Source organism: Streptomyces sp. DSM 116793 (genome assembly GCF_057320905.1).
This window is the reverse complement of sequence record NZ_CM170494.1, coordinates 1,046,516-1,060,596: the sequence shown is the minus strand read 5'-3', so window position 1 is coordinate 1,060,596 and position 14,081 is coordinate 1,046,516. Positions and strand designations below refer to the sequence as shown.

The 14,081-nt window shown below is 74.1% G+C and carries 14 protein-coding genes; 7 read left to right on the top strand and 7 right to left on the bottom strand.

Annotation, left to right across the window (positions count from 1 at the left end):
- Positions 1-265: 265 nt before the first annotated feature.
- The 3 genes from ACSMXW_RS04530 to ACSMXW_RS04520 all read left to right on the top strand — a co-directional run bounded on the left by ACSMXW_RS04530 (position 266) and on the right by ACSMXW_RS04520 (position 3,380).
- Complete coding sequence (locus ACSMXW_RS04530) at positions 266-1,837, top strand: APC family permease (protein WP_485804172.1); 1,572 nt, start codon at positions 266-268, stop codon at positions 1,835-1,837.
- A gap of 132 nt (positions 1,838-1,969) precedes the next feature.
- On the top strand, positions 1,970-2,635 hold the full coding sequence (locus ACSMXW_RS04525; RefSeq protein ID WP_485807801.1) for a molybdopterin-dependent oxidoreductase: 666 nt from the start codon (positions 1,970-1,972) through the stop codon (positions 2,633-2,635).
- A complete protein-coding gene (locus tag ACSMXW_RS04520) occupies positions 2,619-3,380 on the top strand; it encodes a cytochrome b/b6 domain-containing protein (protein ID WP_485804171.1) in 762 nt (253 codons plus the stop codon). The genes ACSMXW_RS04525 and ACSMXW_RS04520 overlap by 17 nt, the downstream gene beginning before the upstream one ends.
- Positions 3,381-3,622: 242 nt before the next feature.
- On the opposite strand, the gene ACSMXW_RS04515 is transcribed toward ACSMXW_RS04520, so the two are convergent.
- Complete coding sequence (locus tag ACSMXW_RS04515) at positions 3,623-4,438, bottom strand: phosphotransferase family protein (protein WP_485804170.1); 816 nt, start codon at positions 4,436-4,438, stop codon at positions 3,623-3,625.
- 81 nt (positions 4,439-4,519) lie between these two features.
- Between ACSMXW_RS04515 and ACSMXW_RS04510 the strand changes: the two genes are divergently transcribed.
- Positions 4,520-4,909 carry a cupin domain-containing protein gene (locus ACSMXW_RS04510; protein WP_485804169.1) on the top strand — a complete coding sequence of 130 codons (390 nt, stop codon included), beginning with the start codon at positions 4,520-4,522 and terminating at the stop codon, positions 4,907-4,909.
- Between the two features lie 169 nt (positions 4,910-5,078).
- Complete coding sequence (locus tag ACSMXW_RS04505; RefSeq protein WP_485804168.1) at positions 5,079-5,933, top strand: NAD-dependent epimerase/dehydratase family protein; 855 nt, start codon at positions 5,079-5,081, stop codon at positions 5,931-5,933.
- Between the two features lie 149 nt (positions 5,934-6,082).
- On the opposite strand, the gene ACSMXW_RS04500 is transcribed toward ACSMXW_RS04505, so the two are convergent.
- The 5 genes from ACSMXW_RS04500 to ACSMXW_RS04480 form a co-directional block, all read right to left on the bottom strand.
- Positions 6,083-6,688 carry a GPP34 family phosphoprotein gene (locus ACSMXW_RS04500; protein WP_485804167.1) on the bottom strand — a complete coding sequence of 202 codons (606 nt, stop codon included), beginning with the start codon at positions 6,686-6,688 and terminating at the stop codon, positions 6,083-6,085.
- 328 nt (positions 6,689-7,016) lie between these two features.
- Positions 7,017-8,045, bottom strand: coding sequence for an L-idonate 5-dehydrogenase (locus ACSMXW_RS04495; RefSeq protein WP_485807799.1), 1,029 nt, complete (start codon positions 8,043-8,045; stop codon positions 7,017-7,019).
- Positions 8,046-8,144: 99 nt separating this feature from the next.
- Positions 8,145-9,059: an SDR family oxidoreductase gene (locus ACSMXW_RS04490; RefSeq protein ID WP_485804166.1), complete on the bottom strand. Its 915-nt coding sequence runs from the start codon at positions 9,057-9,059 to the stop codon at positions 8,145-8,147.
- Between the two features lie 74 nt (positions 9,060-9,133).
- On the bottom strand, positions 9,134-10,531 hold the full coding sequence (locus ACSMXW_RS04485; RefSeq protein ID WP_485804165.1) for a GntT/GntP/DsdX family permease: 1,398 nt from the start codon (positions 10,529-10,531) through the stop codon (positions 9,134-9,136).
- 215 nt (positions 10,532-10,746) lie between these two features.
- Positions 10,747-11,271 carry a gluconokinase gene (locus tag ACSMXW_RS04480; protein ID WP_485804164.1) on the bottom strand — a complete coding sequence of 175 codons (525 nt, stop codon included), beginning with the start codon at positions 11,269-11,271 and terminating at the stop codon, positions 10,747-10,749.
- Positions 11,272-11,478: 207 nt separating this feature from the next.
- Between ACSMXW_RS04480 and ACSMXW_RS04475 the strand changes: the two genes are divergently transcribed.
- The gene (locus tag ACSMXW_RS04475) at positions 11,479-12,180 is read left to right on the top strand and encodes a FadR/GntR family transcriptional regulator (protein WP_485804163.1); all 702 of its coding nucleotides are present in this window, start codon (positions 11,479-11,481) and stop codon (positions 12,178-12,180) included.
- A 207-nt stretch (positions 12,181-12,387) separates the two neighbouring features.
- On the opposite strand, the gene ACSMXW_RS04470 is transcribed toward ACSMXW_RS04475, so the two are convergent.
- Positions 12,388-12,867 (bottom strand): YchJ family protein, encoded by a 480-nt coding sequence (locus tag ACSMXW_RS04470; protein ID WP_485804162.1) that lies wholly within the window; start codon positions 12,865-12,867, stop codon positions 12,388-12,390.
- 292 nt (positions 12,868-13,159) lie between these two features.
- Between ACSMXW_RS04470 and ACSMXW_RS04465 the strand changes: the two genes are divergently transcribed.
- On the top strand, positions 13,160-13,963 hold the full coding sequence (locus tag ACSMXW_RS04465; RefSeq protein ID WP_485804161.1) for an N-formylglutamate amidohydrolase: 804 nt from the start codon (positions 13,160-13,162) through the stop codon (positions 13,961-13,963).
- Positions 13,964-14,081 lie beyond the last annotated feature (118 nt).

The window sequence follows — 14,081 nt, the reverse complement described above, 5'->3', positions numbered from 1 at the left end:
TTGATGAACCCCCAACGCACCGAAGCCGTCGCGAGAGCCCAACGAAAGCCGTAGCGGAAGACCCGCGGAAGCGGTAGCGGAAGACCCGCGGAAGCGGAAGCCGATGACACGCGGAAGCGGAAGCCGAAGACCCGCCAAAGCCACACGAGAGCCGCACGGGAGCGGTACGCAAGCCCCCGGTGAAAGCCGCACGAGAGCCCACGGAAAACGCCCCTGAGACCCCGGCGAAAGCCTCCGCGCCGGCCCCCGCGAAAGGATCCTCCCCATGCCGACGGGCAGTTCGAGAGCAAGCGGCGCCGTACCGTCCCCGGCCGCCGGGGGCGTGGCAGGCGGCGTCGGCACCGTCAAGGCCGAGGAGCGCGCCCTGCGCTCCGGCCGGCTCGGCACGCCGGGCCTGCTGTTCGCGGTCCTCGCGGCGACCGCCCCCCTCACGGTCGTCGCCGGCCCCATGCCCACCAGCTTCGGGGTCGTGGGCGTCGCCGGGCAGCCGCTGCTCTACGTGCTGCTGGGCGCGGTCCTCGCGCTGTTCGCCTTCGGCTACGCCGAGCTCAGCCGGCACGTCCACAACGCCGGCGCCTTCTACGCCTATATCGCCCGCGGCCTCGGAGGCACCGCGGGCGCCGGCGCGGCGCTGGTCGCCCTCGTCGCCTACAGCGCGCTCCAGACGGGCGCGTACGGGATCCTCGGCTTCGAGGCCTCCGGGCTGCTCGGCACGTATCTGCACGTCCGGGTGGCCTGGTGGGTCCCCGCGCTCGCGGCGGTGGCCGTGGTGGGCGTGCTCGGCCTGCTGAGGATCGACGTCAACGCGCGGGTGCTCGGGGCGCTGCTGCTGATCGAGGTGGCGCTCGTCACCGTCTTCGACGTCTCCGCCCTGGTGCACCCCGGCGCGGACGGCCTGTCGCTGCGGGCCCTCGACCCGGGCACCCTCGCCGGCACCGGTGCGGGCACCGCCCTCTGCTTCTGCGCCGTGGGCTTCCTCGGCTTCGAGCAGGCGCCCGTCTACTCGGAGGAGACCCGGCGCCCGCAGGACGCCGTGGCCCGGGTGATGCTGCTGGCCGTCGGCTGTGCGGCCGTCCTCTCCGCGGTGAGCTGCTGGGCGCTGACGGTGGCCGCGGGGCCCTCGCACCTCGTGCCGGCCGCGCGGGAGCACGGCGCCGGGCTGGTGTTCCTCCTGGCGAGGCGGGGGCTCGGCGGCACCTTCACCGATGTGCTCCATGTCCTCTTCGTGACCGGCGTCTTCGCGTCCGCGCTCAGCCTCCACAACGTCGTCGCGCGGTACGCCTTCGCCATGGGCCGCGAGCGGCTGCTGCCCGGTTTCGTCGCCCGCACCGGGCGCGCCGGGGGCGCCCCGGTCACCGGTTCGCTGCTCCAGAGCGTGGTCTCCGCGGCGGTCGTCGGGGCGTTCGCCCGGAACGACCACGGGCCGATCGGCGATCCGACCGCTCCGGTGCTGCACCTGTCCACCTGGCTGGGCCACGTCGGGGCGCTCGGCGTCCTGCTGCTGATGGCGGTGGCCTGCCTCGCCGTCATCGTGTTCTTCGTCCGGCGCGGCGCGGGCCGTGCGCAACTGTGGCGACTCGTGGCGTCGGGGACCGCCGGGGCTGCCCTGCTGGTGCTCGTGGGGCTCACCCTGAAGGACTTCGACGTGCTCGTCGGCTCGGGACCCCGCTCGTCGCTCACCTGGGTGCTGCCGGGGATCGTCGCCGCGGCGGCGGTGGTGGGGCTGGCGCAGGGGGCCGTGCTGCGCCGGGTGCGCCCGTACCTGCACCACCGGATCGGGCTGAGCAACCAGGCGTTCCATCTGGAGCGGGTCACCGAGGTCGTGGGCGACATATGACGGAATGCTGACGGATGACCCCCCGCTCTGGTCCTGCGGCGGCCCGGATGTTCGAATCAGGGGGTGACCTCAGAACAATCCGCCGACCACGACCGTGGCGGCACTCCCCTCGGACGGCGCCTGGTCCTCGGCATGGTGGGCCTGGGCGCGCTCGGCGTGGCGGCCGCCCGGCCGCTCCAGGACGGCCTGGAGTCGTTCCTCGGCGCGGCGGCGGACAAGGATCCGACGGGGCTGACCGGGCTGCTGCCCAACGGCGGCGGCTTCCGCTACTACTCGGTGACCGCATCCGTGCCGACCAAGGGTGCCGCCGACTACCGTCTCACCGTGGACGGCCTGGTGGACCACCCCGCCTCTTACACGCTCGCCGAGCTCCGCGGCCTGCCGCAGACCCGGCTGGTGCGCGATGTGCAGTGCGTCACCGGCTGGCGGGTGCCGGACACGCCGTTCGAGGGGGTGCGTCTGTCCCGGCTGCTGGACGCCGCCGGGGTGCGGTCCTCGGCCAGGGCCGTCCGGTTCACCTGTTTCGACGGCGCGTACAGCGAGAGCCTCACGCTGGCGCAGGCCCGCCGTGACGACGTCCTGGTCGCCCTGCGCATGCAGGACAAGCCGGTCAGCCACGCACACGGCGGTCCGGTCCGCCTCTATGTGGCGCCCATGTACTTCTACAAGTCGGCCAAGTGGCTCTCCGGCATCACCGTCACCGACAAGGTCGAGCCCGGGTACTGGGAGCACTACGGCTACGACGTGGACGGCTGGGTCGGCCGCTCGAACGGACGCGACGATGCGCCGACGTCCTGACGACATGGGGGAGGGCGGCGCCGCGGCTACGGGCACCGCGGCCGCTGCTCTCGCGGCGGGTGCCGGGGCGGCCGAACGCGCGGCGGCCGTGGAGGCCGCCGGGGCCGCGGCCGGCGGCGCCCCTGCGGGCGCCGCCGGTGGGGGCGGGCTCCCCGACCGGGTGCGCCGCTTCACCCGCGCCGAGCGCTGGGTGCACCGGAGCACCGCCCTGCTGATGGGCCTGTGCGTGCTCACCGCGGCCTGCCTCTACATCCCGCAGCTCGCCGAGCTGGTCGGCCGGCGGGCCCTGGTGGTCACCGTCCACGAGTGGTCCGGGCTGCTGCTGCCGGCGCCGCTGCTCGCCGGGCTCGCCTCCCGGGCACTCCGCGCCGACCTGCGCCGGCTCAACCGCTTCGGCCCGCACGACCGCAGGTGGCTCCGCGCGGTGCGGCGGCGCGACGCCCGCCCGGAGGCGCGTCCGGCCGGGAAGTTCAACGCCGGTCAGAAGATCTACGCGGCGTGGCTCGCCGGTGCGGTGCTGGTGATGCTCGGTACCGGGCTGCTGATGTGGTTCACCCATCTCGACTCGCTGGCCCTGCGCATCGGGGCGACCTTCGTGCACGACTGGCTGGCGCTGGCCGTGGGCATCGTCCTCGCCGGCCATATCGCCATGGCCCTGGCGGACCCGGAGTCCCGACGCGGCATGCGCACGGGCTCGGTCAGCCGAACGTGGGCGAAGCGCGAGCACCGCCTGTGGCGCCCCTGAGTCCGGGGCCACCCAGGGCTCCTGGACCCCCGGCGAGGGCGCGGGGCCGTCTTAGTCGTATCCGGGCCACCGGCGGGTGCGTCCTCGCGCAGTTCCCCGCGCCCTCCCCGCGCCCCTTCCAAGGTGCTGACGCGCCCATGAGCGCCGCCCGGCAGGCGCGCGGGGTACTGCGCGGCCGGCCGCGGCGAGGCGGTCGGGTCATCACCGGCCGAAGGCGGCTGTTCCTGGGCCGGTGCAGGACATCAGGCGAGGAGCCCGGACAGCCGTGCGGCCTGCCGTTCGGCCGTTCCCGGGGGGTTGCGAGGACGCCGGGGGTCGTCGGAGGACAACAGGAACAACCACACGAGCGCCAGCAGTCTGCGGCATTGCCGTAGCCGCGCACGCTCGGCGGTGTCCAGGTCGAACAGGGCCAGGAACGCCTCGGCGTCGAGGGGCGGGCCGACCCAGCTGCCCACGTGTTCCGTGATCTCCGCCAGTTCGAAGGGCCGGTCGCTGAGTCCGGAGTCCTCGAAGTCGACGATCCGCACCCGCGTGCCGTCCCACAGATAGTTGGCGAGATTGCCGTCCCCCGGGCCGAAGACCGGGGGGACGTCCGGGCGGCCGGCTCGTTCCATGCCCGAACGGGCCAGCCATGCGAGGCCGCGGTCCATGGCCTCGCCCACCTCGCCGCCGGCCTGTGGACGAACCCGTGGCACCCAGGCACGGATCCGGGCGATGAGCCGGTGCTGCCGGCCCGGCCGGACGGGGACCTCAGCCAGGACGTCCGCCGGCACAGCCGCGTACGACGCGCTCGCCGCCGCCAGAGCCTTGAGCTGCTGATCGCCGAGTTTCCCGCCCCGAAGGGGCTCACCCGGCAGGCGCGACATCACCACGAGCGGCTCCGCGGTACGGAGGTCCGCGCTCAGGGGGACGGGAGCCAGGCCCGGCGCATGCGCGGCGAGCAGCGTCAGCGCACGCCACTCCCGCTCGCACCCTCCGCGACTCGCACCCCGGAACCTCTTGATGACGCGGTCGGGCCGGAGATCGACAGCGTGGGTACTCCATGGAACGGACGTCATGAGACGCGATCCTCCCGCGGCCGCGCGGGCACCGCCGTCTCGGTCCGGGAGAGGCCAGGAGGCACTGCTAGCGTCGCACGTGTGAACGACACCGTGTACGTGGGGAACGCCGGCAAGGACGGGGCGCTGGACCGGGGCTGGCTGCTCGGGCACTTCAAACCGCCGGGAGACCCCCGTCACAGCGGCGACGTGGAGATCAAGTGGGGCGTGCACCCGCGCGGTGACCGGCGCGCACAGTGGGTGCGCGGCGAGCACCGCACCGCCCTCCTCGTGCTCATCAGCGGCCGTTTCCGCGTCCGACTCCCCGGCCGCAGCGTCCTGCTGGAGCAGCAGGGCGACTACGTCGTGTGGGGCCACGGGGTCGATCACACCTGGCACGCGGAGGAGGAGTCCGTCGTGCTGACCGTCCGCTGGCCGTCCGTGCCCGGTTACGCGGTGACCCGCGAGGACCCCGCGCCGGAGCCGGGCTGACCTGCCGGCACGCACGCGCCGCGCACCCGGACGCGGGTGCGCCGCCGAGGCCCGCGGCGCCGGAGGAGACGGTTCCGCCGGAGGGTTGGTCGGTGGTGCTGTTTACGGATGAGGGGCGTGTGATGTCTGATACGGCTGTAAACCACTGCTTGTGAAGGTGTGTGATTCGGTGTCCCGTGTCGTCGTCACCGGTGGGAGCGGCAAGCTCGGCCGCGCCGTCGTCAGAGAACTCCTCGACCACGACTGGGACGTGGTCAACCTCGACCGGGTCGCCCCGGCCGAGCAGCTCTGCCCGTTCGTCAAGGTGGACCTCACCGACTACGGCCAGACCGTCGGGGCGCTCACGGCGGTCGACGACCGTTACGACCGCGTCGACGCCGTGGCCCATCTCGCCGCCGTGCCGGCCCCCGGGCTGCTGCCCGACACCGCCGTCTTCGAGAACAACATCACGGCCACCCACCACGTCTTCTCCGCGGCCCGGCTGGCCGGCATCCGCAATGTGGTCTGGGCGTCGAGCGAGACGGTGCTGGGCCTGCCCTTCGGGACACCGCCGCCCTACCTGCCGGTGGACGAGGAGTACCCGGCCAGGCCGGAGAGCAACTACTCGCTGGCCAAGCACCTGGAAGAGCAGATGGCGGCCCAGTTCTGCCGGTGGGACCCCGAGCTGAAGATGGTCGGCCTGCGGTTCTCCAATGTGATGGAGGTCCAGGACTACGCCCGCTTCCCCGGCTTCGACGCCGACCCGCGGCTGCGCCGCTGGAACCTGTGGTCGTACATCGACGCGCGGGACGGTGCCCAGGCGGTCCGCAAGGGCCTGGAGTACCGGGCCGCGGGCATGGAGGTCTTCGTCATCGCCAGCCCCGACACGGTGATGTCCACGCCCTCGGCGGAGCTGGCCGCCGCCGAGTTCCCGGACGTCGAGGTCAGGGGCGAACTGGGCCGCCACGAGTCGCTGATGTCCACTGCCAAGGCGCGCCGCCTGCTCGGCTACGCACCGGCGCACACCTGGCGCAACCACGTCTGAGCACCGTCACGTTCACGGTGCCGGCGCGGCAGGTGCGGTCGGTCCCGGGGGCCGGCGGGTGTGGTCGGCCCGGGTGGTCCGGCGGGTGCGACCGCCCGGCCCACCGCCCGGTCCCCGTCATACCGCCCGGTTCCGGCACACGAGCCCGCTCATACGAAGCCCCGCCAGACGTTGTCGTAGGCCGCCTCCTCTATGGCGCGGCGCTGCCGTACGGCTTCCAGCTCCATCACGGCGTCGTTGACGGCCGCGAGCACCGTCGTCACCGCCTCGCCTGCCGCCTCCGCCGCCCCGGACGGCTCGTCGCGGAGCCCGAGGGCAGCGGCGAGCGCGGCGAGGACGGGCTCCTGGGACGTCCAGCGGTCGGCCGCCCGGCGGCGCGCGGCGGAGTCGGACAGGACCTGCCGGCCGGCCAGCAGCGATGTCCAGCGGCTGTGCTGCCGGGTGACCACCCCGTCCTCTTCCAGCGCGGCGAGGTAGGCGGCGGCCAGTCCCCGGCCCCTGCGCCACAGCCAGTCTTCGACCGTTTCGTAGGGGGACGTGCGTATCAGCGCCGCGGCGGCCGCCGCCAGGAGCGGATCCGGAAGGTCGGGGGCCTGGCCCGGCAGGATGCGGTCGTCGTCCAGTGCCGCCGCCTCTTGGGTTATGAGGTCGGCGAGCTCGGCGCCGGCGAGCGCCAGCGAGAGGTCGCCCTGCGCCACGGGGCGGCTGGGTGCCACGTCCATGGCGACGATGATCAGGTCACGCGGTGTGGTCATGGCGGGCTCCGCAAGGCGTTGGGTGTCGGCAGCGGGACGGACGGAACGGTGCCGGGTGCGCCCCGGCCGCCGACGGAGGCGGGAGGACCCGGGGCGGGCGGCCCGCCGGGTGGCGCCCAGCGTGCCGAGCGTCGGCCCGGTGTGGGAGCACACGTCGTGAACAGGAGTTTCCCTTACCCAGCCGACTGTAGCGCGGCCGGGCCGGGCGCGGTCGGGCGGTGCCGGGCCGCGCACGGTCGGGCGGTCCGGGGGTGCGTGGGCCGCGGGGGTGCCGGGCGGCTCGGTCAGCCGGCGAGCGATGGGCGGTGGACGGGGTGTGCCGGCCGACTCAGGCCGCCGTGAAGTCCAGCAGCACCTTGCAGGCCCGCTCCCGGTCGGCGGCCAGTACAAAGGCGTCCTCCGCGGCCCCGGCCGGGACCACCGCGCTGATCAGGCCCTCGATGCCCGGCTCCCGGGCCAGCAGCGCCAGCGCCTCGTCGAACTCGCGGTCGAAGCGGAACGAGCCCCGCAGGTCGATCTCCCTGCTCACCACGAGGTTCCCCGCGAACGCGCTCCGCCCGGCCGGGGGCATGCCGAGCTGGACGACCACCCCGCCGCGCCGCACCAGGCGCAGGCAGGTGTCGAGACCGGCCGCCGCACCGGACGCCTCCACGGCGGCGTCCACCTCGTCCGGCCACCCGGCGGCACCGGGGTCGTCCGCGCGCACGCACACGTCCGCGCCCGCCACCCCGGCGTACCGCAGCGCCCCGGGCAGCAGGTCCGTCGCCGTCACCCGCGCGGCACCGGCCGCTTTCGCCGCCGCGACGACCAGGCAGCCGATCGGCCCGGCACCCGTGACGAGGACGTGCCGGCCGGCCACCGGACCGGCCCGCCGGACGGCGTGCAGCGCCACCGCAAGCGGCTCGGCGAGCGCCGCCCGCCGCGGCGCGAGTCCGTCCGGCAGGGCGCGGAGCTGCGCGGCGGGCACCGTGATCAGGCCCGCGAAGCCGCCCTGCACGTGGGGCAGCCGCGCCGCGCTGCCCAGGTACCGGGTGTCCCGGCACACCTGACGACGCCCGTCCCGGCACTCGGGGCAGAGCCCACACGGTGTCGCCGGATGCACGGCCACGGGTGTGCCGGGCGCGGGGCCGCCCGCGTCCGGGCCGTACCCCGCCACCGTGCCCACCACCTCGTGCCCGAGCAGCATGGGCTCGCGCAGCCGGAAGTCGCCGACCCCGCCGTGCTGCCAGTAGTGCAGGTCGGACCCGCAGACGCCGCCGTAGCGCACGGCGACCACCGCCGCACCGGGGCCCGCCACCGGCGCGGGCACCTCCTCGACGCGCAGGTCCCCCGGCCCGTACAGCACACACCCGAGCACCCCGGAACCTCCGTCCACCGCACACCTCCACGTCACCGTCAGCCGGCCGCCGCACCGGACCGGGCCCCTCGCGCGCCCCGGGCACCCGCCCGGGCCTCCTCACAGCACGCTGGTCATCCCGCCGTCCACGTACAGCACCTGCCCGCTGACGAAGTCCGCCGCGGGGGAGACGAGGAACAGGACGCCGCCGATCAGGTCGTCCGTGGTGCCCCAGCGCCCCGCCGGGGTCCTGCGGCGCACCCAGGCGCTGAACTCCTCGTCGTCGACGAGCGGCCGGGTCAGCTCGGTTGCGACGTAGCCGGGACCGAGGCCGTTGACCTGCACGCCGTACGGTCCCCAGTCGGCGCACATGCCCTTGGTGAGCATCTTCAGCGCACCCTTGGTGGCGGCGTAGGGGGCGATGCCGGGGCGCACCACCTCGCTCTGCAGCGAGCAGATGTTGACGATCTTGCCGTGACCGCGCTCCGTCATCCGCCGGGCGGCCTCGCGGCCCACCAGGAACGCGCTGGTCAGATTGGTGTCGAGGATCCGGTGCCAGTCGGCGTCGGCGAACTGGAGCAGGGGAGCGCGGAGTTGCATGCCGGCGTTGTTGACCAGGATGTCCAGCGGCCCGACCCGCTCCTCGACCGCCACGATCCCGGCCGCCACCGCGGAGGCGTCCGTGACGTCGAACGCCTCCGTGTGCACCCGGCCCGCCCGCGACGGCGGCCCGCCCGCATCGGCCGCCACCGGCCCCGCCTCCTCGGCCGCCACCCGGCTCGCCCCGGCCGGAACCGGTGCTGCGTCAGCCGGAACCGGGCCCGCCCCGGACGGTGGCCGGCCGGTACCCGACGGCGGCGCGCCGCCGGCGAGTTCCTCCGCCGCCTTGTCGAGGGCTGCCGCGTCCCGGCCGTTGAGCACCACCGTGCAGCCCGCCTCCAGCAGGCCCCTGGCCAGCGCCAGGCCGATGCCCCGGCTGGAGCCGGTGACCAGCGCGGTGCGCCCGGCGATGTCGAAGAGGGGATGGGCCGTCATGGGGCCTCCGTGCTCTGGGGCGGTCCCCGGCACCGGCCGCGCCGGGACGGTGCCGGGGACCTGCCGTACGGACGCTAGATGATCAGGGACAGCAGCAGCACCAGTGCGCCGGCGACCACCGAGACGATGGTCTCCATCACCGACCAGGTCTTCACGGTCTGTCCGACGCTCAGCCCGAAGTACTCCTTGACCATCCAGAACCCGGCGTCGTTGACATGGCTGAAGAAGAGCGACCCGGCGCCGATGGCCAGCACCAGCAGGGCCACGTGCGTGCTCGACATGCCGGCGGCCAGCGGACCGGCCAGGCCCGCCGCGGAGACCGTCGCCACCGTCGCGGAGCCGGTCGCGAGCCGGATCACCACCGCGATCAGCCAGCCGAGCACCAGCGCGGATATGGACCATTCCTTGGAGATGTCCAGGATCATCCTGCCGACGCCGCAGTCGACCAGCGTCTGCTTGAAGCCGCCGCCCGCGGCGACGATCAGCGTCACGCCCGCGATGGGGGCCAGAGAGGTCTCCACCGTGGACGAGAGCCGGTCCTTGGTGAACCCGGCCGCCCGGCCCAGCGTGAACATCCCGACGAGCACGGCGACCAGCAGCGCGATCAGCGGGTTGCCGATCACGTCGAAGATCCGCTGCACGGTGTCCGCGGGGTCGTCCACGATGATGTCGACCAGGGCCTTGAGCAGCATCAGGACCACCGGCAGCAGGATCGTCGAGACGGTGGCGGCGAACCGGGGCCGGTGCTCCAGCGATTCGGAGGGCCGGGTGGGGATCATGCGGTCCGGAGCCTGGACGTCCACCCACCGGGCCGCGTACCGGCTGAAGAGCGGTCCCGCGATGATCACGGTCGGGATGGCGACGAGGATGCCCAGCGCCAGCGTCAGGCCGAGGTTGGCCTTGACCGCGTCGATCGCGACGAGCGGGCCCGGGTGCGGCGGCACCAGACCGTGCATCACGGACAGGCCCGCGAGCGCGGGGACGCCGATCCGCATCAGCGAGTAGTTGCCGCGCCTGGCCACCAGCAGCACCACCGGGATCAGCAGCACGATGCCGATCTCGAAGAACAGCGGCAGGCCGACCACGGACGCGATCAGCACCATCGCCCAGGGCATGGCGCGTCCGCCGGCCTTGGCGAGGATGGTGTCGACGATCTCGTCGGCGCCCCCGGAGTCGGCGAGCAGCCGGCCGAGTATCGCACCGAGCGCGATCAGCACGCCCACGCTGGCGACGGTCGAGCCGAGGCCGGTGGTGAAGCTGGTGATCACCTTGTCGAGCGGCGCGCCGGCGACCGCGCCGAGCACCAGCGACCCGATGGTCAGCGCCAGAAAGGCATGGACCTTGAACTTGGTGATGAGGAGGACGAGTACGGCGATGCCCGCGAGTACGGCGATCCCGAGCTGGGCGTGGCCCGCCGAGGAGATCGGCTCGGGGGCGTCCGCTGCCAGCATCTCGACGCTGAGTCTGGTCACGGTTCTTCCCTTGTGTGTGGTGATGGTGGGCGCGCAGGGCTGCCCGGCTGCTGCGGGTGCTCCCTGCCGTGCAGGCACGAGGGGTCCCTGGACTGCACGGAGCAGTGGTGCGGATGGTTCATGTGCGGTTGTCGTGGCTGGGCGGACGCCTGCCCGGTGGGCGGCCGGTCATGCAACAGCGGGCGGGGAGGAGGAGCCCGCCGAGCCCTGCCGGGTCACGCGGGGTCGGAGCGCCCGGTGAGTCCGGCCAGCGCGTGCAGGGCCCCCTCCGTGATCTCCTCGGGGCTGCCGGAGACGTCGACGGTGACTCCGGCCTCGTCCGGCTGGAGCGGCTCCAGGGCCGCGAACTGCGAGTCCAGCAGCGCGGTGGGCATGAAGTGCCCCTGCCGGTGCGCCATCCGGTCCTCGATCAGCCGCCGGTCCCCGGCGAGGTGGACGAAGACAAGGCCGGGAGCCGCGGCCCGCAGCCGGTCACGGTAGCTCCGCTTGAGGGCCGAGCTGCTCACCACGCCCCCGCGGCCGGCCCGGCCGTGCGCCCAGGCGCCGATCGCGTCGAGCCAGGGCCACCGGTCGTCGTCGGTCAGCGGTGTCCCGGCGGACATCTTGGCGATGTTCGCCGGCGGGTGGAAGTCGTCGCCCTCGGCATAGGGGACGCCGAGGGCGGCCGCGAGCCGGGTGCCGATGGTCGTCTTGCCGGTCCCCGACACACCCATGACCACCACGACCTGGGGGGTATGCATCTCTGCCTCGCTGTCTTCGGCCACTACGCCGCCACGTCCGTCCGTACCGCCGCGTCCGTCCGCACCGGCCCGGTCTCCCGCGGAGCCGGAAACGGAGTGGACATCTTCATGCCACGTCACTGAAACCCATTAGGTCAGATGAATACAAGAGGGTGTGAGATAAAAGTCTGACTTTTTAGGGCCCGGGTCGCCTCGTAGGCTGAGGCCATGACCACCACGGCCCGCGGGCTGCACGCGCGCGTTCTGGACGCCCTCGGGCCCGCGATCACCGCCGGGGAGTACCCACCGGGCAGTGTGCTGCGCACCGACGAGCTGGCCCAGCGCTTCGAGGTCTCCCGCAGCGTGATGCGCGAGGCGGTGCGCGTGCTGGAGTCGATGCACCTGGTGGCGTCCCGGCGCCGGGTCGGCGTCACCGTCCGCCCGGCCGCCGAGTGGAACGTCTACGACCCGCAGGTGATCCGCTGGCGGCTGGCCGGCAGCGACCGCCCGCGCCAGCTCCGCTCCCTCACGGTGCTCCGCTCGGCGGTGGAGCCGGTCGCCGCCGGGCTCGCCGCCCGCCATGCCACCGCCCGCCAGTGCGCCGAGCTGACCGAGTGCGCCCTCGGCATGGTCGCCACCTCGCGCGGCCACCAGCTGGAGGGCTATCTGGTGCACGACATCGCCTTCCACCGGATCGTCCTGAACGCCTCCGGGAACGAGATGTTCGCGCGGCTCGGCGATGTGGTGGCCGAGGTGCTGGCGGGCCGCACCCACCACCAGGTGATGTTCGAGGACCCGGACCCGGCCGCCGTCACGCTGCACGTACGGGTCGCCGAGGCGGTGCGCGAGGGGGACGGCGCACGCGCCGAGGCGCTGACCCGGGAGATCACCGTCGGCGCCCTGCACGAACTGGACGTCCTGGCGCCGTGAGGGCGGTCCGGCCCGGGCGAGTCCGGGCCGGGCGAGTCCGGGCCGGGCTCCGGCCTCGCCCGTGGCCGCCGGCCGCGGTCCCGGCCCGTCGCGGGCGGCCAGGTCCGGTTCCACAACAGCTTCACGGCACCGTGGTAGCCGTCAGGCCGTCAAGCCGACCGCGCCGGGCCCGGTGGGTGCTCGCGCGGTCGCAGGACTCCGCCGGGGCTACGGGGCGACGTCCCCGTCGACGTAGAGCCACGCCCCGTCCACCCGCTCGAACCGGCTGCGCTCCCGCAGCTCACCGGCCCGGCCGAAGTCCGTGAAGCGGGCGCGGAAGGAGACCACCCCGGTGGAGTGGAACGCGGAGCCCGCCTGGGTCGCGAGGATCTCAAGGCCCGTCCAGCGCAGGCCGGTGGCGAGGCCGACGCCGGGCGGCCGGGTGCGCGGGTGCCAGGTGCGCAGCAGGTACGCCTCGTCCCGTATCGCGAACGCGCTGTACCGGGAGCGCATCAGCGCCTCCGCGGTAGCGGGCCGCGCCGCACCGGAGTGGAAGCGGCCGCAGCACGCCTCGTAGGGCTGCGCGAGGCCGCAGGGGCAGGGCCGCGGTGCCGCGGAGGCCTGCGGTGCCGTGGCGGCGGATGCGGGACGCGGCCCCCTCTTCGAGCCCTTGGGGCTCTTCGGGCGGCGCGGGGTGCCTGGGGTCATGACCGCCATTGTGTCCGACGGGGCCGGCGCCGCGCCGGGGCCCACGGGCCACCGGTCTGGCGCGGCGATGCCCGGGGTGTCGAGAACGTCGCCGCAGGCAGGTTGGTGGCGACGGGGGAGGCGGGGGAGGATGTGGGCGGCGGTGAGCAGCAGGTGCGGTGGCCCCGTGACGCTCCGCGGAGCGAGGGCCGTGCCCTCGCTCCGCGGAGCGAGGGCCGTGCCCTCGCTCCGCGGACCGAGGGCCGTGCCCTGCCGGACAACTCTCTCGAACGGACAAGAGGACGCCCGTCTCATGACCCCAGAGCCCCCCTCCTTCCACCTTCTCCCCGGTGCGGCCACCTCCCCGGTCATCCTGCACGTCCCGCACTCCAGCCGGACGGTCCCGGCGCCGGTGCGCGAGGCGATCGTGCTGGACGACGCCGCGCTGGAACGGGAGCTCGACCACATCACGGACGCGCACACGGCCGAACTGGCCGCCGAGGCGGTCGCGGTGGCCGGTGCACGCAGACCCTGGCGGTTCGTCAACGGCCTCTCCCGGCTGGTCGTCGACCCCGAGCGGTTCCCGGACGAACGCGAGGAGATGCGTGCCGTCGGCATGGGCGCCGTCTACACCCACACCACCCACCGCGCGCCGCTGCGTCCCATCGAGACGGATCCGGTGCCGCTGCTCGACCGCTACTTCCACCCGTACGCGGAGGCGATGACCGCGGCCGTCGAGGAACGCCTGGCCGCCGCCGGGCGGGCCGTCATCATCGACGTCCACTCCTATCCCACCCATGCGCTGCCGTACGAGCTGCACGGCCACGGGTACCGCCCGCCGGTGTGCCTGGGCGCCGACGAGTACCACACGCCGCCCGCCCTGCTGGAGCACGCCCGCGCGGTCTTCGCCGACTTCGGCGGCACGGCGGTCAACACCCCCTTCGCCGGCAGCTATGTGCCGCTCAAGCACCACCGCACCACGCCCGAGGTCAGCTCGCTGATGCTGGAGATCCGCCGCGACCTCTACATGTCGGAACCGGGCGGCCCGGCCGGCCTCGGCCTGGCCGCCCTGGGTACGGCACTGGCGGAACTGGTGGAGCGGGTGTCGGCGGGGTAGCGGTCACCCTGTCCGGTCCCTGTTCCGCGTCCCGCGTGGCCCGCCCGCGCCCCCTTCCGCGCCGCCGTCCCGCGGCTCCTCCCGTGGCCCGCCCATGTCCCCTTCCGCGCCGCCGTCA

Excerpts from the sequence above, each read along its gene's own strand:
- ACSMXW_RS04530 (WP_485804172.1), top strand. The coding sequence starts at position 266 with ATGCCGACGGGCAGTTCGAGAGCAAGCGGCGCCGTACCGTCCCCGGCC.
- ACSMXW_RS04525 (WP_485807801.1), top strand. The coding sequence starts at position 1,970 with ATGGTGGGCCTGGGCGCGCTCGGCGTGGCGGCCGCCCGGCCGCTCCAG.
- ACSMXW_RS04520 (WP_485804171.1), top strand. The coding sequence starts at position 2,619 with ATGCGCCGACGTCCTGACGACATGGGGGAGGGCGGCGCCGCGGCTACG.
- ACSMXW_RS04515 (WP_485804170.1), bottom strand. The coding sequence starts at position 4,438 with ATGACGTCCGTTCCATGGAGTACCCACGCTGTCGATCTCCGGCCCGAC.
- ACSMXW_RS04500 (WP_485804167.1), bottom strand. The coding sequence starts at position 6,688 with ATGACCACACCGCGTGACCTGATCATCGTCGCCATGGACGTGGCACCC.
- ACSMXW_RS04490 (WP_485804166.1), bottom strand. The coding sequence starts at position 9,059 with ATGACGGCCCATCCCCTCTTCGACATCGCCGGGCGCACCGCGCTGGTC.
- ACSMXW_RS04480 (WP_485804164.1), bottom strand. The coding sequence starts at position 11,271 with ATGCATACCCCCCAGGTCGTGGTGGTCATGGGTGTGTCGGGGACCGGC.
- ACSMXW_RS04475 (WP_485804163.1), top strand. The coding sequence starts at position 11,479 with ATGACCACCACGGCCCGCGGGCTGCACGCGCGCGTTCTGGACGCCCTC.
- ACSMXW_RS04470 (WP_485804162.1), bottom strand. The coding sequence starts at position 12,867 with ATGACCCCAGGCACCCCGCGCCGCCCGAAGAGCCCCAAGGGCTCGAAG.
- ACSMXW_RS04465 (WP_485804161.1), top strand. The coding sequence starts at position 13,160 with ATGACCCCAGAGCCCCCCTCCTTCCACCTTCTCCCCGGTGCGGCCACC.